Origin of the sequence: Escherichia sp. E14S1 (assembly GCF_004211995.1) — a bacterium.
GTDB lineage: Bacteria > Pseudomonadota > Gammaproteobacteria > Enterobacterales > Enterobacteriaceae > Escherichia.
Genome location: NZ_RHJQ01000008.1, coordinates 216,685 through 239,497, shown reverse-complemented (window position 1 = coordinate 239,497; position 22,813 = coordinate 216,685). Strand labels below are relative to the sequence as shown.

Below are 22,813 nucleotides of genomic sequence, written 5' to 3'. Positions count from 1 at the left end.
TGTAGGCCAGATAAGACGCATAAGCGTCGCATCTGGCACTAGTACCCGATCACAACTCTATTTCAATATCGCCTTTTGCCCGGCAACAACAGGGCAAAATCTCCCCTGGCTGAATAAAGGCTAACGGTTCGGCAATCCAGTCAACCTGACCTGCAACCAGGCGAGTGCGACAGGAGCCGCAGTAGCCTTCGCGACACTGGTACTCAACCGCCACATTATGGGATTCCAGCGCCGCCAGAAGGGAAGGGTGTTCATCCTGGCACAGCAGTTGTGTGCCAGTGATGCGCAAGGTAACGCGGGTCATCAGAGCTGGAAGTTACTCAAATCGTCGGTGTCCACTTCCGAGTCAATTTGACCGACCAGATAAGAACTCACCTCAACTTCCTGTGGGGCAACCTGCACGTTATCCGACACCAGCCAGGTATTGATCCACGGGATCGGGTTGGAACGTGTCTGGAACGGCAGATCCAAACCGACAGCTTGCATGCGGATGTTGGTGATGTACTCCACGTACTGGCAGAGAATGTCCTTGTTCAGACCAATCATCGAACCGTCACGGAACAGATAATCCGCCCAGTCTTTCTCCTGCTGTGCCGCTTGAACAAACAGCTCATAGCACTCTTGCTTACACTCTTCGGCTATTTCCGCCATTTCCGGATCATCCGCGCCGCTGCGCAGTAGATTCAGCATATGCTGAGTACCGGTCAGGTGCAGGGCTTCGTCACGGGCAATCAGGCGAATAATCTTGGCGTTACCTTCCATCAGTTCGCGTTCTGCAAAGGCAAAGGAACAAGCAAAGCTGACGTAGAAACGAATGGCTTCCAGCGCGTTAACGCTCATCAGGCAGAGATAAAGTTTTTTCTTCAGCTCGCGCAGGCTAACGGTCACGGTTTTACCGTTGACGGTGTGGGTGCCTTCGCCCAGCAAATGCCAGTAACTGGTCATCTCGATCAGTTCATCGTAATAGCGGGAAATGCCTTCCGCGCGTTTCTGGATCTGTTCGTTGGTGACGATATCGTCGAATACAACAGACGGATCGTTAACGATATTACGAATGATATGGGTATAAGAACGAGAGTGAATCGTTTCTGAAAATGCCCACGTTTCTACCCAGGTTTCCAGTTCCGGAATAGAAATTAGCGGCAGCAGTGCCACGTTCGGACTACGACCCTGAATGGAATCCAGCAGTGTCTGGTACTTCAGGTTGCTGATAAAAATGTGCTTTTCGTGTTCAGGCAGTGCCTGATAATCGATACGGTCGCGAGAGACGTCAACTTCTTCCGGACGCCAGAAGAAAGAGAGCTGCTTTTCGATCAGCTTTTCGAAGATTTCATATTTTTGCTGATCGTAGCGGGCCACGTTGACCGGCTGACCAAAGAACATCGGTTCTTTGAGCTGATCATTCTTCGTCTGTGAAAATGTGGTATATGCCATGAATATGTCCTGTTGGGAGTTTAATGCCGGATAAGGCATTTTACGCCGCATCCGGCATCCAGAGCCTGATGCGACGCTGGCGCGTTTTATCAGGCCTACAAAATTCGAGACGTAGGCCGGATAAGACATTTTACGCCGCATCCGGCATCTCAATATCAGATCTTACATGCGCCGCTTTCGCAGCCATCGTCCTGGATTGACGGCACCAGATCGTCCTGCGCATCTTCTGCGCCGTCACGGGTGTTCTGATAATACAGCGTTTTGACCCCGAATTTGTAGGCGGTGAGCAGGTCTTTCAGCAACTGCTGCATCGGCACTTTTCCTGACGGGAAGCGTGACGGATCGTAGTTAGTATTCGCAGAGATCGACTGATCGATAAATTTCTGCATGATACCAACCAGTTGCAGATAACCATCGTTACCCGGCATTTCCCACAGCAGTTCATAGGCATCGTGCAGGTGTTCGTAGTCTGGAACGACCTGGCGCAGAATACCGTCTTTCGACGCTTTAATGCTGACATAACCGCGCGGCGGTTCAATGCCGTTAGTAGCATTAGAGATCTGCGAAGAGGTCTCGGAAGGCATCAGCGCTGACAGTGTAGAGTTACGCAGGCCGTAAGTTTTGATCGACTCACGCAATGCTTCCCAGTCGTAATGCAGCGGCTCATTAGCGATGGCATCCAGATCTTTCTTATAGGTATCGATCGGCAGGATCCCTTTCGCATAGGTGGTTTCGTTAAACCACGGGCACGCGCCTTGCTCTTTCGCCAGCTCATTAGACGCTTTCAGCAGGTAATACTGAATGGCTTCGAAGGTTTTATGCGTCAGGTTGTTGGCGCTGCCGTCGGAGTAGCGTTTACCGTGCTTCGCCAGATAGTAAGCGAAGTTGATCACACCAATACCCAGCGTACGACGACCCATCGCTCCACGTTTGGCTGCCGGGATCGGGTAATCCTGATAATCCAGCAGCGCGTCGAGTGCGCGTACCGCCAGAACGGCCAGCTCTTCCAGTTCATCCAGGCTGTTAATTGCACCCAGGTTGAAAGCAGAAAGCGTACACAGCGCGATTTCACCGTTTTCGTCGTTAACGTCATTCAGCGGTTTGGTCGGCAGAGCGATTTCCAGGCACAGGTTAGACTGGCGCACTGGCGCGATGGCCGGATCAAACGGGCTATGGGTATTGCAGTGGTCAACGTTCTGAATATAGATACGACCAGTAGACGCACGTTCCTGCATCATCAGTGAGAACAGCTCAACGGCTTTCACACGCTGCTTGCGGATGCTGTCGTCTTTCTCATATTTGGTGTACAAGCGCTCAAACTCTTCCTGATCGGCGAAGAATGCGTCATACAGCCCCGGTACGTCGGACGGGCTGAACAGGGTGATATCTTCACCTTTCAGCAGACGGGTATACATCAGTTTGTTGATTTGTACCCCGTAGTCCATATGACGCACGCGGTTGCCTTCAACCCCACGGTTGTTTTTCAACACCAGCAGGCTTTCCACTTCCAGATGCCAGATTGGGTAGAACAGCGTTGCCGCACCGCCGCGTACGCCGCCCTGGGAGCAGGATTTCACCGCCGTCTGGAAATGTTTGTAGAACGGAATGCAGCCGGTATGGAACGCTTCACCGCCACGAATCGGGCTACCCAGTGCACGAATACGCCCGGCGTTGATGCCGATCCCTGCACGCTGGGAAACATATTTCACAATCGCGCTGGAGGTCGCGTTAATGGAATCCAGGCTGTCGCCGCACTCGATCAGCACGCAGGAGCTGAACTGGCGAGTCGGGGTACGCACGCCGGACATGATTGGCGTCGGCAGCGAAATTTTAAATGTGGAAACCGCGTCGTAAAAACGCTTCACGTATTGCAGACGCGTTTCGCGCGGGTAGTTCGAGAACAGGCACGCAGCAACCAGAATATAGAGGAACTGTGCGCTCTCGTAGATTTCGCCGGTCACGCGGTTCTGTACCAGATATTTGCCTTCCAGCTGCTTAACGGCAGCATAAGAGAAGGTCATATCACGGTCGTGAACGATAAACGTGTCCATCTGCTTGAACTCTTCTTCCGTGTAGTCTTCCAGCAGATGATTATCGTATTTGCCCATTTCGACCATTTTCACCACGTGGTCGTACAGCGCAGGCGGCTCAAACTGGCCGTAGGCTTTTTTACGCAGGTGGAAAATTGCCAGGCGCGCGGCGAGATACTGATAGTCCGGTGCATCACGGGAGATCAGGTCAGCGGCAGCCTTGATAATAGTTTCGTGGATGTCGGAGGTCTTGATTCCGTCATAAAACTGAATATGGGAGCGCAGCTCGACCTGGGAAATCGAAACGTTATGCAGTCCTTCTGCCGCCCAGTCCAGAACGCGATGGATTTTGTCGAGATTGATGCGCTCTGTGCTACCGTCGCGCTTTGTCACCAGCAGATTCTGATTCATGTATGTCGTACCTGTTTTTGGAATTCTTTCCGCAATAGTTTCACGGCAACTACCTGTAGTAAGGAAAGCTGCAACGAACACTATATATAGGGGGTATGTTTGGGATTCACTGCAAGATAGTGTGAAAACGGCCCTCTTGCAAGTGCATAACTTTGTGGATAACTCAGGAAGGAAAAAGCGACTTCCGCGTACCTTAGGTCAGACAAGGTGTCCGGGAAAGTCAATGGGAAGAGAAAAATTTGTTAAAAATAACCGTTCGGTGATTTCTTGAACGCTCAATTTAAGATAATTATTGATCCAGGTTATTTGTTGTGCTTTTGTCAGGTGTGGTGAAAATTGATGCCATCACAAATTCATATAACGTCGGCACTTAATGTTATGTTTATGATGTGAGCGAATGTAAATGGCTGCGGTTCACGGAACAGGTATTTTTTAATCAACAGATGTGAAATAAAAGTTTGTTATGTTGATTATTCCAGGTAAACAAGAAACGAATTAATCAGTTTAATGTGTTTTAATTATTGTTATTTCATAATTTGGTTAGTATCAAAAGGAATAATTTATTTCTTTTAGAAGATATTATTTTAGTGTATATGTTTTAAATGTTTCTTATTTACAATTAATCATTATCTACAATCACAATATGTCTTTTAATGATGGCGTGTTATTTCTCACAGGCTGTCAGATTATGAATAAAAAACGGATTGTTTTTATCAGGAAAGGATATCTATTAATTATCCCAGCCGTCGTTGCTTGCGTGTTTACGCGTGCAAACGCCGCGTCGCAGGTTCTGGCTTCATGTCAGGGTGTTAACGTTACTGCCAGTTGTCGGGCCAGCTATCAAAGTCTTTCAGGTAGTACACAGACCTGGAATGTTGCTGACGGACAATGGCTTGTTTTTTCCTCTATGGCAAATGATGCCAGTGGAGGCGCGGTATTTTTACAACAAGGTGCTGATTTCACATTATCAGCACAAGGCGGAACAGGGATGACTCTGTTTGAAAATAATGCCGTGAGCGGTGAATATAATAATGGCGGAGCTATCTTTGCAAAAGAAAACTCAACGCTGAACCTTACTCAGGTTATTTTTGACAATAACATCGCTGGAGGGTATGGAGGGGCGATCTACTCCGCGGGAACAAATGACGCTGGTGATATTGATCTTAGCATTACCAATGCCGTATTTACGGATAATGTTGCTAATGATGGTAAAGGTGGCGCAATTTATTCGATTAATAATAATGTCTACTTAAATAACACTGTTTTTGATAATAATCAGGCATATACATCAACAAGTTACAGTGATGGTGATGGTGGAGCCATCGATATTACTGATAATAATAGCGATAAAACACACCCATCAGGATTTACCATTATTAACAATACTTCGTTCATAAATAACACTGCTGAAGGTTATGGTGGCGCAATTTATACCAGTAGCACGACTTCTCCTTATCTTATTGATATCGCTGTTGATGACAGCTACAGCCAGAACGGGGGCGTATTAGTAGATGTGAATAACAGCGCATCCGCTTATGGTGAAGACGCTTCGGCAGCAGCTGGAGGCTTTCTGTATACAGGGGCAAGTGAAATCCGTTTTGATGTTGCGGCTGATAAAACCTTGATCATTGGCAGTACAAAAAATGATGGGGCTATCGACTCCATTGCGGGGACGGGCGTTATTACCAAAGCCGGAGCGGGCGAACTGGTGCTTAACGCTGATAACAATTATTTTACTGGCGAGATGAGAATTAAAAACGGTGAAGTCACGCTAGGGCGGAATAATTCGCTGATGAATGTCGGTGACAGTCAGTGCCAAAGTAATCCACAAAATTGCTATGGCTTGAGCGTTGGTAGTATCGGACAAACAGATAATCAGGCAGAGCTTAACGTCGGTTCGACTCAGCAAACATTTGTACATTCGTTAACGGGTTTTCAGAATGGCACTTTAAATATTGACGCTGGCGGCAATGTTACCGTCAACCAGGGCGGTTTTGCCGGAACAATTCAGGGGGAAGGGCAACTGACTATTGCTGAAAACGGGAGTTATGTACTGGCGGGTGCGCAGTCGATGGCGCTGACCGGCGATATTGTGGTGGAAGATGGCGCAATCCTCTCGCTTTCGGGTAACGCCACGGATCTTGCGGAGATGCAAGACGATCCGCAGTCCATCGTGTTAAATGGCGGCGTATTGGATCTCTCCGATTTTACTACCTGGCAGAGCGGTACGTCAGAGAACGATGGTCTGGAAATCAGTGGCAGCGACGGTACGGTGATTGGTCAGCAGGATGTTGTCGATCTTTACGGTGGCGACGATCTGCATATTGGCGATGACGGGAATAATGGTGTTTATGTGGTGGTGGATGCAGGTGACGGGCAGGTCAGCCTGGCAAATGACAATCAATACCTCGGCACAACACAAATCGCTTCCGGTACGCTGGTGGTGAGCGACAACTCTCAGCTTGGTGATACCCACTATAACCGCCAGGTTATCTTTACTGATAATCAACAAGATAGCACGATGGAGATTACCTCCGACGTTGACACGCGTTCAGATGCGGCAGGCCGCGGACGTGATATCGAAATGCGCGCCGATGGTGAAGTGATGGTGGATGCGGGTGTAGACACGCAGTGGGGCGCACTGATGGCTGACAGCAGCGGGCAGCAGCAGGACGCGGGAACCACACTGACGAAAACAGGTGCAGGAACGTTGGAACTGACTGCCAGTGGCACCGCGCAGTCGGCGGTGCGGGTGGAAGAAGGCACGTTGAAAGGCGATGCTGTGGATATCTTTCCTTATGCATCATCGCTGTGGGTCGGTGATGGGGCGACGTTCGAGACTGGTGCGGATCAGGATATTCAGTCTATTGATGCTACTTCCAGCGGCACTATCGACATCAGCGATGGTACGGTTTTGCGCCTGACCGGGCAGGATACTTCCGCCGCACTGGATGCCTCGCTGTTTAACGGCGACGGTACGTTGGTGAATGCCACCGATGGTGTGATGTTGACAGGTGAGCTTAATACCAACCTGGAAACCGACAGTCTGACTTATCTTTCAGACGTGACGGTTAATGGTGATCTGACCAATACGTCCGGTGCGGTTAGCCTGCAAAATGGCGTCGCTGGCGATACGCTGACGGTAAACGGTGATTATACCGGCGGCGGTACGCTACTGCTCGATAGCGAATTAAACGGCGATGACTCAGCAAGCGACCAACTGGTGTTGAACGGTAATACTGCTGGCAACACGACCGTGGTGGTTAACCCCATTACCGGGATTGGTGAGCCGACATCTACAGGCATTAAAGTGATTGATTTCACAGCCGATCCCACGCAATTTCAAAACAATGCGCAGTTTAGTCTGGCGGGCAGCGGCTACGTCAATATGGGCGCTTACGACTATACGTTGGTGGAAGATGATAATGACTGGTATCTGCGTTCGCAAAAAGTCACTCCGACGCCACCGCCCGATCCGGATCCGACTCCCGATCCCACGCCGGAGCCCGACCCAACACCCGCTTATCAGCCTGTGCTGAATGCCAAAGTTGGTGGATATTTTAATAACCTTCGGGCGGCAAATCAGGCGTTTATGATGGAGCGACACGATCACGCTGGTGGCGATGGTCAGACGCTGAATTTACGCGTTATCGGCGGAGATTATCATTACACAGCAGCAGGGCAGTTGGCCCAGCATGAAGACATTTCTACGGTACAGCTTAGCGGCAACCTGTTAAGCGGAGACTGGGGCGATGATGGCCAGTGGATGCTAGGGGCCGTAGGTGGCTACAGTGATAATCAGGGGGACAGTCGCTCAAACATGACCGGAACTCGCGCCGATAACCAGAACCACGGTTATGCTGTTGGGCTGACCTCAAGCTGGTTTCAGCACGGTAGCCAAAAACAAGGGGCATGGCTGGATAGCTGGCTGCAATATGCCTGGTTTAGCAATGATGTTTCTGAACAAGGTGATGGTGCGGATCATTACCATTCGTCGGGGATCGTTGCTTCGCTGGAAGCCGGCTATCAGTGGTTACCGGGGCGTGGTGTGGTGATTGAACCGCAGGCGCAGGTGATTTATCAGGGCGTGCAGCAGGATGATTTTACCGCCGCTAACCATGCGCGGGTGTCACAATCGCAGGGCGATGATATTCAGACGCGGCTGGGATTACACAGCGAATGGCATACTGCGCTTCATATCACGCCAACGTTGGATTTGAATTATTATCACGATCCCCATTCGACGGAAATTGAAGAAGATGGTAGCCAAATCAGCGACGATGCGGCGAAGCGGCGTGGTGAAATAAAAGTGGGAGTAACGGGCAATATCAGTCAGCGAGTTTCGCTGCGTGGCAGCGTGGCGTGGCAGAAAGGAAGCGATGATTTTGCCCAGACGGCAGGGTTTTTGTCGATGACGGTGAAATGGTAATCGCTGTCCGCCCGGCATCGTTGCCGGATGCGGCGTAAACGCCTTATCCGGCCTACGGGAGTATTTGTAGGCCTGATAAGACGCGGCAAGCGTCGCATCAGGCATTGGCGCGGTTGCCGGATGCGGCGTAAACGCCTTATCCGGTCGGCGGGGAGCATTTGTAGGCCTGATAAGACGCGGCAAGCGTCGCATCAGGCATTGGCACGGTTGCCGGATGCGGCGTAAACGCCTTATCCGGTCGGCGGGGAGCATTTGTAGGCCTGATAAGACGCGACAAGCGTCGCATCAGGCATTAGCGCGGTTGCCGGATGAATCCAAACAACAACCTTACTTATTCTGTGTGTGCAGCATATAGTTCACATCAACGCCGGGGCCGAGCTTAAAAGTATTAGTGATCGGGTTATAATGCAGCCCGATCATATGGCGCTCTTTTAGACTGGTTTGATCCACCCAGCCCAGCAATTCTGCCGGTTTAATAAACTTCTTCACGTCGTGCGTGCCTTTAGGCACCATGCGCAAAATATATTCAGCGCCGACCACCGCCATTAGCCACGACTTGCCATTACGATTAAGCGTGGAGAAAAAGACATCGCCACCCGGTTTTACCAGTTGTGCACAGGCTCTGACCACTGACTGCGGATCGGGAACGTGTTCCAGCATCTCCATGCAGGTCACCACATCATACTGCCCGGCATGTTTTGCCGCGTGTTCTTCCACGGTTTCCTGTACGTACTCTACCTGAATACCGCTTTCCAGCGCGTGCAGCTTTGCCACCTGCAATGGCTCAAAGCCCATATCCAGACCGGTCACCGTCGCGCCTTCGCGCGCCATACTCTCGGCCAGAATGCCGCCGCCACAACCGACATCGAGCACCTTTTTGCCAAATAAACCGCCAGCACGCTCGGCAATATAGCCCAGACGCAGCGGGTTAATGCGGTGCAGTGGTTTGAACTCGCCTTCCAGATCCCACCAGCGGGAGGCGACGGCTTCAAATTTAGCGATCTCTTCGTGGTCTACGTTATGGTTTACCGGCGATTTTTCGGCATTCATTGGCACTTCTACTCCGTAATTGGCAAGACAATCGAGTATATCAGGCATTGGATGTGAATAAAGCGTATTGGTTTACCTCAATCTGCGCGGCTGTGTTATAATTTGCGACCTTTGAATCCGGGATACAGTAGAGGGATAGCGGTTAGATGAGCGACCTTGCGAGAGAAATTACACCGGTCAACATTGAGGAAGAGCTGAAGAGCTCCTATCTGGATTATGCGATGTCGGTCATTGTTGGCCGTGCGCTGCCAGATGTCCGAGATGGCCTGAAGCCGGTACACCGTCGCGTACTTTACGCCATGAACGTACTAGGCAATGACTGGAACAAAGCCTATAAAAAATCTGCCCGTGTCGTTGGTGACGTAATCGGTAAATACCATCCCCATGGTGACTCGGCGGTCTATGACACGATCGTCCGCATGGCGCAGCCATTCTCGCTGCGTTATATGCTGGTAGACGGTCAGGGTAACTTCGGTTCTATCGACGGCGACTCTGCGGCGGCAATGCGTTATACGGAAATCCGTCTGGCGAAAATTGCCCATGAACTGATGGCCGATCTCGAAAAAGAGACGGTCGATTTCGTTGATAACTATGACGGCACGGAAAAAATTCCTGACGTCATGCCGACCAAAATTCCTAACCTGCTGGTGAACGGTTCTTCCGGTATCGCCGTAGGTATGGCAACCAACATCCCGCCGCACAACCTGACGGAAGTCATCAATGGTTGTCTGGCGTATATCGATGATGAAGACATCAGCATTGAAGGGCTGATGGAACACATCCCGGGCCCGGACTTCCCGACGGCGGCAATCATTAACGGTCGCCGCGGTATTGAAGAAGCTTACCGTACCGGTCGCGGCAAGGTGTATATCCGCGCTCGCGCAGAAGTGGAAGTTGACGCCAAAACCGGGCGTGAAACCATTATCGTCCACGAAATTCCGTATCAGGTGAACAAAGCGCGCCTGATCGAGAAGATTGCGGAACTGGTAAAAGAAAAACGCGTGGAAGGCATCAGCGCGCTGCGTGACGAGTCTGACAAAGACGGCATGCGCATCGTGATTGAAGTGAAACGCGATGCGGTCGGTGAAGTGGTGCTCAACAACCTCTACTCCCAGACCCAGTTGCAGGTTTCTTTCGGTATCAACATGGTGGCATTGCACCATGGTCAGCCGAAGATCATGAACCTGAAAGACATCATCGCGGCGTTTGTTCGTCACCGCCGCGAAGTGGTGACCCGTCGTACCATTTTCGAACTGCGTAAAGCTCGCGACCGTGCGCATATCCTTGAAGCATTAGCTGTGGCGCTGGCGAACATCGACCCGATCATCGAACTGATCCGTCATGCGCCGACGCCTGCAGAAGCGAAAACCGCGCTGGTTGCTAATCCGTGGCAGCTGGGCAACGTTGCCGCGATGCTGGAACGTGCTGGCGACGATGCTGCGCGTCCGGAATGGCTGGAGCCAGAGTTCGGCGTGCGCGATGGTCTGTACTATCTGACCGAACAGCAAGCCCAGGCGATTCTGGATCTGCGTTTGCAGAAACTGACTGGCCTTGAGCACGAAAAACTGCTCGACGAATACAAAGAACTGCTGGATCAGATCGCGGAACTGCTGCGTATTCTTGGCAGCGCCGATCGTCTGATGGAAGTGATCCGCGAAGAGCTGGAGCTGGTTCGTGAACAGTTCGGTGACAAACGTCGTACTGAAATCACCGCCAACAGCGCAGACATCAACCTGGAAGATCTGATCACCCAGGAAGATGTCGTCGTCACGCTCTCTCACCAGGGCTACGTGAAGTATCAGCCGCTTTCTGAATACGAAGCGCAGCGTCGTGGCGGGAAAGGTAAATCTGCCGCACGTATTAAAGAAGAAGACTTTATCGACCGACTGCTGGTGGCGAACACTCACGATCATATCCTGTGCTTCTCCAGCCGTGGTCGTGTCTATTCGATGAAAGTTTATCAGTTGCCGGAAGCCTCTCGTGGCGCGCGCGGTCGTCCGATCGTCAACCTGCTGCCGCTGGAGCAGGATGAACGTATCACCGCGATCCTGCCGGTGACCGAGTTTGAAGAAGGCGTGAAAGTCTTCATGGCGACCGCTAACGGTACTGTGAAGAAAACCGTCCTCACCGAGTTCAACCGTCTGCGTACCGCCGGTAAAGTGGCGATCAAACTGGTTGAAGGCGATGAGCTGATCGGCGTTGACCTGACCAGTGGCGAAGATGAAGTAATGCTGTTCTCCGCCGAAGGTAAAGTGGTGCGCTTTAAAGAGTCTTCTGTCCGTGCGATGGGCTGCAACACCACCGGTGTTCGCGGTATTCGCTTAGGCGAAGGCGATAAAGTCGTCTCTCTGATCGTGCCGCGTGGCGATGGCGCCATCCTCACCGCAACGCAGAACGGTTATGGTAAACGTACCGCAGTGGCGGAATACCCAACCAAGTCGCGTGCGACGAAAGGGGTTATCTCCATCAAGGTTACCGAACGTAACGGTTTAGTGGTTGGCGCGGTGCAGGTAGATGATTGCGACCAGATCATGATGATCACCGATGCCGGTACGCTGGTACGTACTCGCGTTTCGGAAATCAGCATCGTTGGCCGTAACACCCAAGGCGTGATCCTCATCCGTACTGCGGAAGATGAAAACGTAGTGGGTCTGCAGCGTGTTGCTGAACCGGTTGACGAAGAAGATCTGGATACCATCGACGGCAGTGCCGCGGAAGGGGACGATGAAATCGCTCCGGAAGTGGACGTTGACGACGAACCGGAAGAAGAATAATTTCATCGCTTCATGACCGAAGGGAGTAAACATCCCTTCTTCGAAATGAAAAGTCCAGGCTGCAAAGTCTGGGCTTTTGTCGTATTAGGGCGCGCTAAAGGGCGGGTTCGTTCGTCAAAAATGACGGTTATACACAAGGAATGTGGCAATGAGCGGTGAAAAAAAGGCGAAAGGCTGGCAGTTTTATGGCCTTGTAGGTGTCGGTGTTGTTGCGCTCCTTTCCGCGGGCGTCTGGGCATTGCAATACACTGGCAGCGGTCCAGAAAAAACGTTGTCGCCGCTGGTAGTGCACAATAATTTGCAAATCGATCTCAATGAGCCTGACCTCTTTCTCGATAGCGACTCTCTAAGCCAGCTTCCCAAAGATCTCCTTACTATTCCTTTTCTCCACGATGTCCTGAGTGAAGATTTCGTTTTCTATTATCAGAATCATGCCGATCGTCTGGGCATTGAAGGCAGTATTCGCCGCATTGTCTATGAACACGATCTCACGCTGAAAGATAAGCTCTTTTCGTCGCTCTTAGACCAGCCCGCGCAGGCGGCACTGTGGCACGATAAACAAGGCCATCTTTCACATTATATGGTGCTTATCCAGCGTAGTGGCTTGAGCAAGTTGCTGGAGCCATTGCTGTTTGCTGCTACCAGCGACAGCCAGTTAAGCAAGACGGAAATCAGTAGTATTAAGCTAAATAGTGAAACCATCCCTGTTTATCAGTTGCGCTATAACGGCAATAACGCCCTGATGTTCGCGACATATCAGGACAAGATGCTGGTGTTTTCCAGCACGGATATGCTGTTTAAAGATGACCAGCAGGATACCGAAGCCACGGCGATCGCAAGTGATTTGTTGAGCGGCAAAAAACGCTGGCAAGCCAGCTTCGGTCTGGAAGAGCGTGCTGCCGAAAAAACGCCAGTACGCCAGCGCATCGTGGTCAGTGCAAATTTGCTGGGTTTTGGCTACCAGCGATTAATGCCTTCTTTTGCTGGCGTACGCTTCGAAATGAGCAACGACGGCTGGCATAGCTTTCTGGCGTTAAATGATGCATCCGCTAGCGTGGATGCCAGTTTCGATTTTACGCCGGTATGGAGCAGTATGCCTGCCGGGGCAAGCTTCTGCGTGGCGGTGCCTTACTCGCACGGTATTGCTGAAGAGATGCTCTCACAAATCGCTCAGGAAAACGACAAGTTGAATGGGGCATTAGATGGTGCCGCCGGGCTGTGCTGGTATGAGGATTCAAAACTGCAAACCCCGCTGTTTGTTGGTCAGTTTGATGGCACTGACGAACAGGCGCCATTGCCAGGGAAACTGTTTACCCAAAATATTGGTGCTCGTGAAAGCAAAGCGCCAGAAGGCGTATTACCGGTAACTCAAACTCAGCAGGGCGAAGCGCAAATCTGGCGTCGCGAAGTGAGTTCCCGATACGGTCAGTATCCGAAAGCGCAGGCGGTGCAACCAGATCAATTAATGTCGGATTATTTTTTCCGCGTGTCGCTGGCGATGCAAAACAAAACGCTGCTTTTCTCCCTCGATGACACGCTGGTTAATAATGCGCTGCAAACACTGAATAAAACCCGCCCGGCAATGGTGGATGTGATACCCACTGATGGCGTCGTTCCGGTATATATCAATCCACAAGGAATGGCGAAACTGCTGCGTAACGAAACGCTGACCAGTCTGCCGAAGAATCTCGAACCGGTTTTTTATAACGCCGCACAAACTTTATTAATGCCGAAACTGGACGCTTTATCGCAACAGCCTCGTTATGTCATGAAGCTGGACCAGATGAAACCGGGCGCCGCCTGGCAATGGTTGCCAATCAACTGGCAGCCATTATGAGGCGTGGACTGCTGGCACTGATTTGCTGGCTGTGTTGTTTTGTTGCTCATAGCGAAATGCTGAATGTCGAACAATCGGGACTATTTCGTGCCTGGTTTGTGCGCATTGCGCAGGAACAGCTACGCCAGGGGCCAAGTCCACGTTGGTATCAACAGGATTGCGCAGGCCTGGTGCGCTTTGCAGCGAACGAGTCGCTGAAAGTTCACGATAGCAAATGGCTTAAAAGTAACGGTCTGTCAAACCAGTATCTACCGCCAGAAATGACGCTAACACCTGAGCAACGACAACTGGCACAAAACTGGAACCAAGGGAACGGGAAAACCGGCCCCTACGTGACCGCGATTAATTTGATTCAGTACAACAGCCAGTTTATTGGCCAGGATATAAACCAGGCACTGCCAGGCGATATGATTTTTTTCGATCAGGGCGATGCCCAGCACTTAATGGTCTGGATGGGGCGTTACGTCATCTACCACACCGGAAGCGCCACGAAAACTGACAACGGAATGCGCGCAGTCAGTCTGCAACAACTTATGACATGGAAGGACACCCGATGGATACCCAACGATTCCAATCCCAATTTCATTGGCATTTATCGTTTAAATTTTCTGGCGCAATAGCGGCCTGCCTGTGCCTGTCTCTTGTGGGGGCGGGGCTTGTTAATGCTGACGATTCGCTTCCTTCCAGCAACTATGCGCCGCCAGCCGGGGGAACGTTCTTTTTGCTCGCTGACAGCAGTTTTAGCAGCAGCGAAGAGGCGAAAGTACGTCTGGAAGCGCCGGGGCGCGATTATCAACGTTATCAGATGGAAGAGTACGGCGGCGTGGATGTTCGCCTGTATCGTATTCCTGATCCGATGGCATTTCTGCGTCAGCAGAAAAACCTGCACCGCATTGTAGTACAACCGCAGTATCTGGGTGACGGTCTGAACAATACGCTAACCTGGCTGTGGGATAACTGGTACGGCAAATCTCGCCGTGTCATGCAGCGTTCTTTCTCTTATCAGTCACGGCAGAATGTGACCCAGGCATTACCGGAATTGCAGCTCGGCAATGCCATCATCAAACCTTCCCGTTATGTACAAAACAGCCAGTTTTCACCGCTGAAGAAATATCCACTGGTGGAACAGTTCCGTTATCCACTATGGCAGGCAAAACCGGTTGAGCCGCAGCAAGGGGTAAAACTGGAAGGCGCATCCAGTAACTTCATCTCGCCGCAGCCGGGCAACATCTATATTCCTCTCGGCAAACAAGAGCCGGGGCTGTATCTCGTCGAAGCGATGGTGGGTGGGTATCGCGCGACGACGGTGGTGTTTGTCTCCAATACCGTGGCGTTGAGTAAAGTGTCGGGTAACGAGCTTCTGGTGTGGACCGCGGGCAAAAAGCAGGGGGAAGCGAAGCCTGGATCAGAAATCCTGTGGACTGACGGTCTTGGCGTGATGACCCGAGGCGTCACCAATGACAGCGGCACCTTGCAGTTACAACATATATCGCCTGAACGTTCATACATTCTGGGTAAGGATGCTGAAGGCGGCGTTTTTGTCTCCGAGAACTTCTTCTACGAAAGCGAAATCTACAATACCCGCTTGTTTATCTTTACCGATCGCCCGCTGTATCGCGCAGGCGATCGTGTCGATGTTAAAGTGATGGGCCGCGAGTTTCACGATCCGTTGCATTCATCCCCTATCGTCAGCGCACCGGCGAAGCTTTCAGTGCTGGACGCCAACGGCAGCCTGTTGCAAACCGTCGATGTCACGCTTGATGCGCGTAATGGCGGGCAGGGGAGTTTCCGCCTGCCAGAAAATGCCGTTGCCGGAGGTTATGAGTTACGCCTGGCTTACCGCAAGCAGGTCTATAGCAGCAGTTTTCGCGTGGCAAACTACATCAAACCACATTTCGAAATTGGTTTAGCTCTCGACAAAAAAGATTTCAAAACTGGCGAAGCGGTCAGCGGCAAACTGCAACTGCTCTACCCGGATGGCGAGCCGGTAAAAAATGCCCGCGTGCAGTTAAGTTTGCGCGCCCAACAACTTTCGATGGTCGGTAACGATTTGCGTTATGCCGGGCGCTTCCCTGTGTCTCTTGAAGGCAGTGAAACAGTTTCAGACGCCAGCGGTCATGTGGCGTTAAATCTTCCCGCAGCAGATAAACCGAGCCGCTATTTACTGACCGTCTCCGCCAGCGACGGCGCGGCATATCGTGTTACCACAACCAAAGAGATCCTCATTGAACGCGGTCTGGCGCATTACTCTCTAAGCACCGCCGCACAATACAGTAATAGCGGCGAGTCGGTTGTTTTCCGTTATACCGCGCTGGAATCTTCAAAGCAGGTTCCTGTCAAGTATGAGTGGTTACGTCTGGAAGACCGAACAAGCCACAGCGGAGATCTACCGTCTGGCGGTAAATCCTTCACCGTTAATTTCGAAAAACCTGGCAACTACAATCTGACATTACGCGATAAAGACGGCTTAATTCTCGCCGGGTTAAGCCATGCCGTCAGCGGTAAGGGCAGCACGGCGCATACTGGTACGGTAGATATCGTGGCGGATAAAACGCTGTACCAGCCAGGCGAAACCGCGAAGATGCTGATTACCTTCCCGGAGCCTATTGATGAAGCGTTATTGACGCTGGAACGCGATCGCGTGGAACAGCAGTCGCTGCTATCGCATCCGGCAAGCTGGCTGACGCTACAACGCTTAAACGATACCCAGTATGAAGCCCGCGTTCCGGTGAGCAATACCTTTGCGCCCAACATCACTTTTTCGGTGCTGTATACCCGTAACGGTCAGTACAGTTTTCAGAACGCTGGGATCAAAGTTGCCGTTCCTCAGCTGGATATCCGGGTGAAAACGGACAAAACCCATTACCAGCCAGGTGAACTGGTCAATGTCGAATTAACCTCGTCGCTGAAAGGTAAACCTGTTTCTGCACAGCTAACGGTTGGCGTGGTCGATGAAATGATCTACGCGCTGCAACCGGAAATCGCGCCGAGTATCGGCAAATTTTTCTATCCGCTGGGACGTAACAATGTACGCACCAGTTCCAGTCTGTCATTTATCAGCTACGACCAGGCGCTCTCCAGCGAGCCGGTTGCGCCTGGCGCGACTAACCGCAGCGAGCGGCGAGTAAAAATGCTTGAACGTCCACGGCGTGAAGAGGTGGATACCGCGGCATGGATACCGTCGCTAACCACGGATAAACAAGGCAAAGCGTACTTCACATTCCTGATGCCGGATTCGTTAACGCGCTGGCGCATTACCGCTCGAGGGATGAACGGCGACGGACTGGTCGGGCAGGGGCGTGCGTATTTGCGCTCGGAAAAAAATCTCTACATGAAGTGGAGCATGCCAACGGTCTATCGCCTTGGCGACAAACCAGCGGCAGGGCTGTTTATCTTCAGTCAGCAGGATAACGAACCGGTAGAGCTGGTGAGTAAATTTGCGGGCGACGAGATGCACCAGACGCTGACACTGCATAAGGGGGCGAACTATATTTCGCTGGCGCAGAACATTCAGCAATCTGGCTTGTTAAGCGCAGAACTGCAACAAAATGGGCAAGTGCAGGACAGCATTAGCACAAAACTGTCTTTTGTTGATAACAGCTGGCCCGTTGAACAGCAGAAAAACGTCATGCTCGGCGGTGGCGATAATGCGCTGATGTTGCCCGAGCAGGCGAGCAATATCCGGCTGCAAAGTAGCGAAACGCCGCAGGAGATTTTCCGCAACAATCTTGATGCGTTAATAGAGGAACCCTGGGGTGGTGTGATCAACACCGGTAGCCGTCTGATCCCGCTCAGTCTTGTCTGGCGTTCGCTTGCCGATCATCAAAGTACCGCCGCTAACGACATTCGTCAGATGATTCAGGATAACCGTCTGCGGCTGATGCAACTGGCGGGGCCAGGAGCGCGCTTTACCTGGTGGGGTGAAGATGGCAATGGCGATGCATTCCTCACGGCATGGGCATGGTACGCCGACTGGCAAGCGAGCCAGGCCCTTGGCGTGACGCAACAACCGGAATACTGGCAACATATGCTCGACAGCTACGCGGAGCAGGCGGATAACATGCCGTTATTTCATCGGGCGCTGGTGCTGGCGTGGGCGCAGGAGATGAATCTGCCGTGCAAAACGTTGTTGAAAGGGTTGGATGAAGCTATCGCCCGGCGCGGAACTAAAACAGAAGATTTCTCTGAGGAAGACACCAGCGATATCAATGACAGTTTGATCCTTGATACACCGGAATCTCCGCTGGCAGATGCGGTGGCAAACGTCTTAACCATGACGTTGCTGAAAAAAGCGCAGTTGAAGTCCACTGTGATGCCACAGGTTCAGCAATATGCGTGGGATAAAGCGGCAAACAGCAATCAGCCGCTGGCGCACACGGTTGTGCTGCTCAATAGCGGTGGCGACACCACCCAGGCGGCCGCTATTTTAAGTGGTTTGACCGCTGAGCAATCCACTATTGAGCGCGCGCTGGCCATGAACTGGCTGGCGAAATATATGGCGACGATGTCCCCGGTTGTATTACCTGTGCCTGCGGGTGCATGGGCCAAACATAAGTTAACCGGAGGGGGCGAATACTGGCGTTGGGTTGGTCAGGGCGTGCCGGAAATTCTCTCTTTTGGTGACGAATTACCGCCGCAAAACGTGCAGGTCCGCTGGCGTGAACCGGCAAAAACGGCTCAACAAAGTAATATTCCGGTGACCGTTGAACGCCAGTTGTATCGGCTTATCCCCGGTGATGAAGAAATGAGTTTTACGTTGCAGCCGGTGACCAGCAATGAGATTAACAGCGATGCGCTGTATCTCGATGAAATCACGCTTACCAGCGAGCAGGATGCAGTTCTGCGCTACGGTCAGGTGGAAGTCCCACTGCCGCCGGGAGCCGATGTTGAACGGACAACGTGGGGCATTTTGGTCAATAAACCCAACGCCGCGAAACAGCAGGGGCAATCGCTGGAAAAAGCGCGTAATGAAATGGGCGAACTGGCCTATATGGTGCCGGTGAAAGAGCTGACGGGAACGGTCACTTTCCGCCATCTGCTGCGCTTCTCACAAAAAGGGCAATTCGTTCTGCCGCCTGCTCGCTATGTGCGTTCCTATGCACCTGCGCAGCAAAGCGTTGCGGCAGGTAGCGAATGGACCGGAATGCAGGTGAAATAAGTGAACTGGCGCAGAGTCGTTTGGCTATTAACGCTGGTTACCCTGCCGACGTTTGCACAGGAGACGCCGTTACAACTGGCGCTGCGGGGCGCGCAGCATGACCAACTGTATCAGTTATCGTCGTCAGGCGTGACAAATGTCTCGACGTTACCTGACACGCTCACCACGCCGTTAGGGAGTTTGTGGAAACTGTATGTTTACGCCTGGCTGGAGGATACCCATCAACCGGAGCAGCCATACCAGTGTCGCGGCAACTCCCCGGAAGAAGTTTATTGTTGCCAGGCGGGGGAGAGCATAACGCGCGATACCGCGCTGGTACGCTCCTGCGGACTCTATTTTGCACCGCAGCGGTTGCACATTAGCGCGGATGTATGGGGGCAATACTGGCAACCGCGTCAGGCTCCGGCGTGGTTAGCATCTCTTTCTACGCTGAAACCAGAAACGTCGATAACCGTTACATCGCTGCTTGATTCATTAGCGACGTTACCCGCGCAAAACAAAGCTCAGGAAGTCTTACTGGATGTTGTGCTGGACGAGGCGAAAATCGGTGTTGCGTCTATGCTCGGTAGTCGTGTGCGGGTGAAAACCTGGAGCTGGTTTGCCGATGATAAACAGGAAATCCGCCAGGGTGGTTTTGCCGGATGGTTAACTGATGGCACGCCGCTGTGGGTTGCAGGTGGTGGCACCAGCAAGACAGTACTGACCCGTTATGCGACGGTACTTAATCAGGTTTTGCCTGTGCCGACGCAAGTTGCCAGCGGGCAATGTGTACTGGTGGATCTGTTTGCTCGCTATCCGTTGAAGAAAGTCACTGAGGAAAAGAGCACGACGGCAGTAAAACCTGGTGTGCTCAATGGGCGCTATCGTGTGACGTTCGCCAATGGTAACCACATTACGTTTGTTAGCCGTGGTGAGACGACGTTACTGACGGAGAAGGGCAAACTGAAATTACAGTCGCATCTCGATCGTGAAGAGTACGTTGCCAGAGTTCTGGATCGCGAGGCGAAAAGTACGCCCCCTGAGGCAGCGAAAGCCATGACCGTGGCGATTCGCACTTTTTTACAGCAAAACGCCATTCGGGAAGGCGATTGCCTGACCATTCCCGACAGCAGCGCCACGCAGCGTGTTTCTGCTTCGCCAGCTACCACGGGGGCGCGAACGATGACCGCCTGGACGCAGGATCTCATCTATGCAGGCGATCCGGTTCATTATCATGGCAGTCGCGCTACCGAAGGGACGCTTTCCTGGCGGCAAGCCACGGCCCAGGCGGGGCAGGGAGAGCGTTACGACCAGATACTCGCGTTTGCTTATCCCGATAACAGCCTTAGCCGCTGGGGAGCACCACGCTCAACCTGCCAGTTATTACCCAAAGCGAAAGCCTGGCTGGCGAAAAAAATGCCGCAGTGGCGGCGTATATTACAAGGCGAGACGGGGTACAACGAACCAGACGTGTTTGCGGTCTGTCGTTTAGTCTCAGGTTTCCCCTATACCGATCGGCAGCAGAAACGGCTGTTTATTCGTAACTTCTTTACGCTTCAGGATCGGCTGGATTTAACCCATGAGTATCTGCACCTGGCCTTTGATGGTTATCCCACCGGGCTTGATGAGAACTATATCGAAACGCTGACCCGACAATTATTAATGGACTAATGCTATGCGAAAGATTTTTCTTCCGTTGTTACTGGTGGCGCTTTCGCCTGTCGCTCACAGTGAAGGTGTGCAGGAAGTCGAGATTGATGCTCCGCTCTCTGGCTGGCATCCGGCAGAGGGCGAAGATGCCAGTTTTTCACAATCGATCAATTACCCGGCGTCGTCCGTCAACATGGCAGATGATCAAAATATCTCAGCGCAGATCCGCGGCAAAATAAAGAATTATGCTGCGGCGGGCAAAGTCCAGCAGGGGCGACTGGTGGTCAACGGTGCCAGTATGCCGCAGAGAATTGAATCCGATGGTTCATTTGCACGCCCTTATATTTTCACGGAAGGCAGTAACAGCGTGCAGGTCATCAGCCCCGATGGGCAAAGCCGACAAAAAATGCAGTTTTACTCAACGCCGGGCGCTGGAGTGATCCGCGCGCGTTTACGGCTGGTTCTCTCCTGGGATACGGACAATACTGACCTCGACCTTCACGTTGTTACGCCCGATGGAGAGCATGCCTGGTACGGTAATACCGTGCTGAAAAACAGTGGTGCACTGGATATGGATGTCACGACGGGGTACGGACCCGAGATTTTCGCCATGCCAGCGCCAGTTCACGGCCGTTATCAGGTGTATATCAACTACTATGGCGGACGCAGCGAAACGGAATTAACCACCGCCCAACTGACGCTGATCACCGATGAAGGATCGGTCAATGAGAAACAGGAAACTTTTATTGTACCGATGCGTAATGCTGGCGAGCTGACGCTGGTGAAAAGTTTTGACTGGTGATTAATGGGGTTACCTTCGCTGCCGATGTTCAAGAAAACGCCCGATAACTTTCGCTATCGGGCGTTTTTGTTCGTTAATTCAACCGTTCAATCACCATTGCAATTCCCTGGCCGCCACCAATGCACAGTGTTGCCAGCCCCAGCGTTTTATCGCGTGCCTGCATTGCATGTAATAGTGTGACCAGAATACGAGCACCACTGGCACCGATAGGATGCCCGAGCGCGATGGCACCACCGTTGACATTCACTTTCTCAGGATCAAAGCCCAGTGTTTTCCCTACAGCAAGAAACTGTGCAGCAAACGCTTCATTAGCCTCAATGAGATCAATATCCGCCAGTTGTAGCTCCGCCAGTTGTAACGCTTTTTGCGTGGCGGGAACGGGGCCCATTCCCATCAACGCGGGGGCCACGCCGCCGCTGGCATAACTTTTAATGCGTGCCAGTGGTTTAAGGCCAGCCGCCAGTGCTGCAGATTCTTCCATAATCACCAGAGCGGCAGCACCGTCGTTAATACCAGATGCGTTCCCAGCGGTGACTGTTCCTGCTTTATCGAAGGCCGGGCGTAATGCGCCTAACGCTTCAGTCGTAGAATCCGCTTTCGGGAATTCGTCTTGACTGAAGACGAGGGTTTTCTTCCGAGTGACAACATTTACCGGGACGATTTCGGCTGTAAAAGCACCGGACTCAATGGCGGCTGCCGCTTTACGCTGTGAATGTAGCGCCAATTCATCCTGCATTTCACGGGTAATTCCATACTCTTTGGCAACGTTCTCGGCGGTAATCCCCATGTGATAACCGTGGGTGGCGCACATCAGGCCATCGCGCAGGATTACGTCATAAATCTGTCCGTCTCCCAGTCGATAACCAGAGCGTGCTTTTGCATCGAGCAAGTAGGGCGCTAAACTCATGTTCTCCATTCCACCCGCCACGATGCTCTGCGCCTGACCTGCCTGAATCGCTTGTGCTGCAAGCGCCACGCTTTTCAGACCTGAACCACACACTTTGTTGACCGTGAATCCGCACACCGTTTCAGCTAGTCCACTTTTTAGCAGCGCCTGACGCGCCGGGTTTTGCCCCAGCCCGGCTTGCAACACGTTACCCATAATCACTTCATCGATATGTTGTGAATCGATTCTCGCGCGTTTAATGGCGGCTTGAATCACCGTTGCCCCCAAATCGATGGCACTGGTGGAGGCGAGAGAACCGTTAAAGCTACCGATGGCAGTACGTACCGCACTGACGATGACACAATTTTTCATT

General features: G+C 52.1%; 12 protein-coding genes. 7 read left to right on the top strand and 5 right to left on the bottom strand.

Annotation, left to right across the window (positions count from 1 at the left end; translation table 11 throughout):
- Positions 1-49 precede the first annotated feature (49 nt).
- The 3 genes from yfaE to nrdA all read right to left on the bottom strand — a co-directional run bounded on the left by yfaE (position 50) and on the right by nrdA (position 3,875).
- A complete protein-coding gene (gene yfaE / locus D9734_RS09995) occupies positions 50-304 on the bottom strand; it encodes a ferredoxin-like diferric-tyrosyl radical cofactor maintenance protein YfaE (RefSeq protein WP_130207161.1) in 255 nt (84 codons plus the stop codon).
- Complete coding sequence (gene nrdB / locus D9734_RS09990; RefSeq protein ID WP_130207160.1) at positions 304-1,434, bottom strand: class Ia ribonucleoside-diphosphate reductase subunit beta; 1,131 nt, start codon at positions 1,432-1,434, stop codon at positions 304-306. The genes yfaE and nrdB overlap by 1 nt, the downstream gene beginning before the upstream one ends.
- A 155-nt stretch (positions 1,435-1,589) precedes the next feature.
- Positions 1,590-3,875: a class 1a ribonucleoside-diphosphate reductase subunit alpha gene (gene nrdA, locus D9734_RS09985; protein ID WP_130207159.1), complete on the bottom strand. Its 2,286-nt coding sequence runs from the start codon at positions 3,873-3,875 to the stop codon at positions 1,590-1,592.
- Positions 3,876-4,563: 688 nt separating this feature from the next.
- Here nrdA and yfaL point away from each other — a divergent pair.
- Positions 4,564-8,304: an AIDA-I family autotransporter adhesin YfaL/EhaC gene (gene yfaL / locus D9734_RS09980; RefSeq protein ID WP_130207158.1), complete on the top strand. Its 3,741-nt coding sequence runs from the start codon at positions 4,564-4,566 to the stop codon at positions 8,302-8,304.
- Between the two features lie 327 nt (positions 8,305-8,631).
- On the opposite strand, the gene ubiG is transcribed toward yfaL, so the two are convergent.
- On the bottom strand, positions 8,632-9,354 hold the full coding sequence (ubiG, locus tag D9734_RS09975; protein ID WP_130207157.1) for a bifunctional 2-polyprenyl-6-hydroxyphenol methylase/3-demethylubiquinol 3-O-methyltransferase UbiG: 723 nt from the start codon (positions 9,352-9,354) through the stop codon (positions 8,632-8,634).
- A gap of 146 nt (positions 9,355-9,500) precedes the next feature.
- Between ubiG and gyrA the strand changes: the two genes are divergently transcribed.
- The 6 genes from gyrA (at position 9,501) to D9734_RS09945 (ending at position 21,554) form a co-directional block, all read left to right on the top strand.
- Entirely contained in the window at positions 9,501-12,128 is a 2,628-nt protein-coding gene (gene gyrA, locus D9734_RS09970) for a DNA topoisomerase (ATP-hydrolyzing) subunit A (RefSeq protein WP_001281237.1), read from the top strand.
- A gap of 148 nt (positions 12,129-12,276) precedes the next feature.
- Positions 12,277-13,965 (top strand): DUF2138 domain-containing protein, encoded by a 1,689-nt coding sequence (locus tag D9734_RS09965; RefSeq protein WP_130207156.1) that lies wholly within the window; start codon positions 12,277-12,279, stop codon positions 13,963-13,965.
- Positions 13,962-14,585, top strand: coding sequence for a DUF1175 domain-containing protein (locus D9734_RS09960; protein ID WP_130207155.1), 624 nt, complete (start codon positions 13,962-13,964; stop codon positions 14,583-14,585). Before D9734_RS09965 ends, D9734_RS09960 begins: the two co-directional genes overlap by 4 nt.
- A gap of 23 nt (positions 14,586-14,608) precedes the next feature.
- Positions 14,609-19,123: an alpha-2-macroglobulin gene (locus tag D9734_RS09955; protein ID WP_205712817.1), complete on the top strand. Its 4,515-nt coding sequence runs from the start codon at positions 14,609-14,611 to the stop codon at positions 19,121-19,123.
- Positions 19,124-20,773, top strand: coding sequence for a YfaQ family protein (locus tag D9734_RS09950; RefSeq protein ID WP_130207154.1), 1,650 nt, complete (start codon positions 19,124-19,126; stop codon positions 20,771-20,773).
- 4 nt (positions 20,774-20,777) lie between these two features.
- Entirely contained in the window at positions 20,778-21,554 is a 777-nt protein-coding gene (locus D9734_RS09945) for a YfaP family protein (RefSeq protein ID WP_001225849.1), read from the top strand.
- A gap of 73 nt (positions 21,555-21,627) precedes the next feature.
- Here D9734_RS09945 and atoB read toward each other — a convergent pair whose 3' ends face one another.
- Entirely contained in the window at positions 21,628-22,812 is a 1,185-nt protein-coding gene (atoB, locus tag D9734_RS09940; protein WP_130207153.1) for an acetyl-CoA acetyltransferase, read from the bottom strand.
- Position 22,813: the final 1 nt, after the last annotated feature.

Excerpts from the sequence above, each read along its gene's own strand:
- yfaE (WP_130207161.1), bottom strand. The coding sequence starts at position 304 with ATGACCCGCGTTACCTTGCGCATCACTGGCACACAACTGCTGTGCCAG.
- nrdB (WP_130207160.1), bottom strand. The coding sequence starts at position 1,434 with ATGGCATATACCACATTTTCACAGACGAAGAATGATCAGCTCAAAGAA.
- nrdA (WP_130207159.1), bottom strand. The coding sequence starts at position 3,875 with ATGAATCAGAATCTGCTGGTGACAAAGCGCGACGGTAGCACAGAGCGC.
- yfaL (WP_130207158.1), top strand. The coding sequence starts at position 4,564 with ATGAATAAAAAACGGATTGTTTTTATCAGGAAAGGATATCTATTAATT.
- ubiG (WP_130207157.1), bottom strand. The coding sequence starts at position 9,354 with ATGAATGCCGAAAAATCGCCGGTAAACCATAACGTAGACCACGAAGAG.
- gyrA (WP_001281237.1), top strand. The coding sequence starts at position 9,501 with ATGAGCGACCTTGCGAGAGAAATTACACCGGTCAACATTGAGGAAGAG.
- D9734_RS09965 (WP_130207156.1), top strand. The coding sequence starts at position 12,277 with ATGAGCGGTGAAAAAAAGGCGAAAGGCTGGCAGTTTTATGGCCTTGTA.
- D9734_RS09960 (WP_130207155.1), top strand. The coding sequence starts at position 13,962 with ATGAGGCGTGGACTGCTGGCACTGATTTGCTGGCTGTGTTGTTTTGTT.
- D9734_RS09945 (WP_001225849.1), top strand. The coding sequence starts at position 20,778 with ATGCGAAAGATTTTTCTTCCGTTGTTACTGGTGGCGCTTTCGCCTGTC.
- atoB (WP_130207153.1), bottom strand. The coding sequence starts at position 22,812 with ATGAAAAATTGTGTCATCGTCAGTGCGGTACGTACTGCCATCGGTAGC.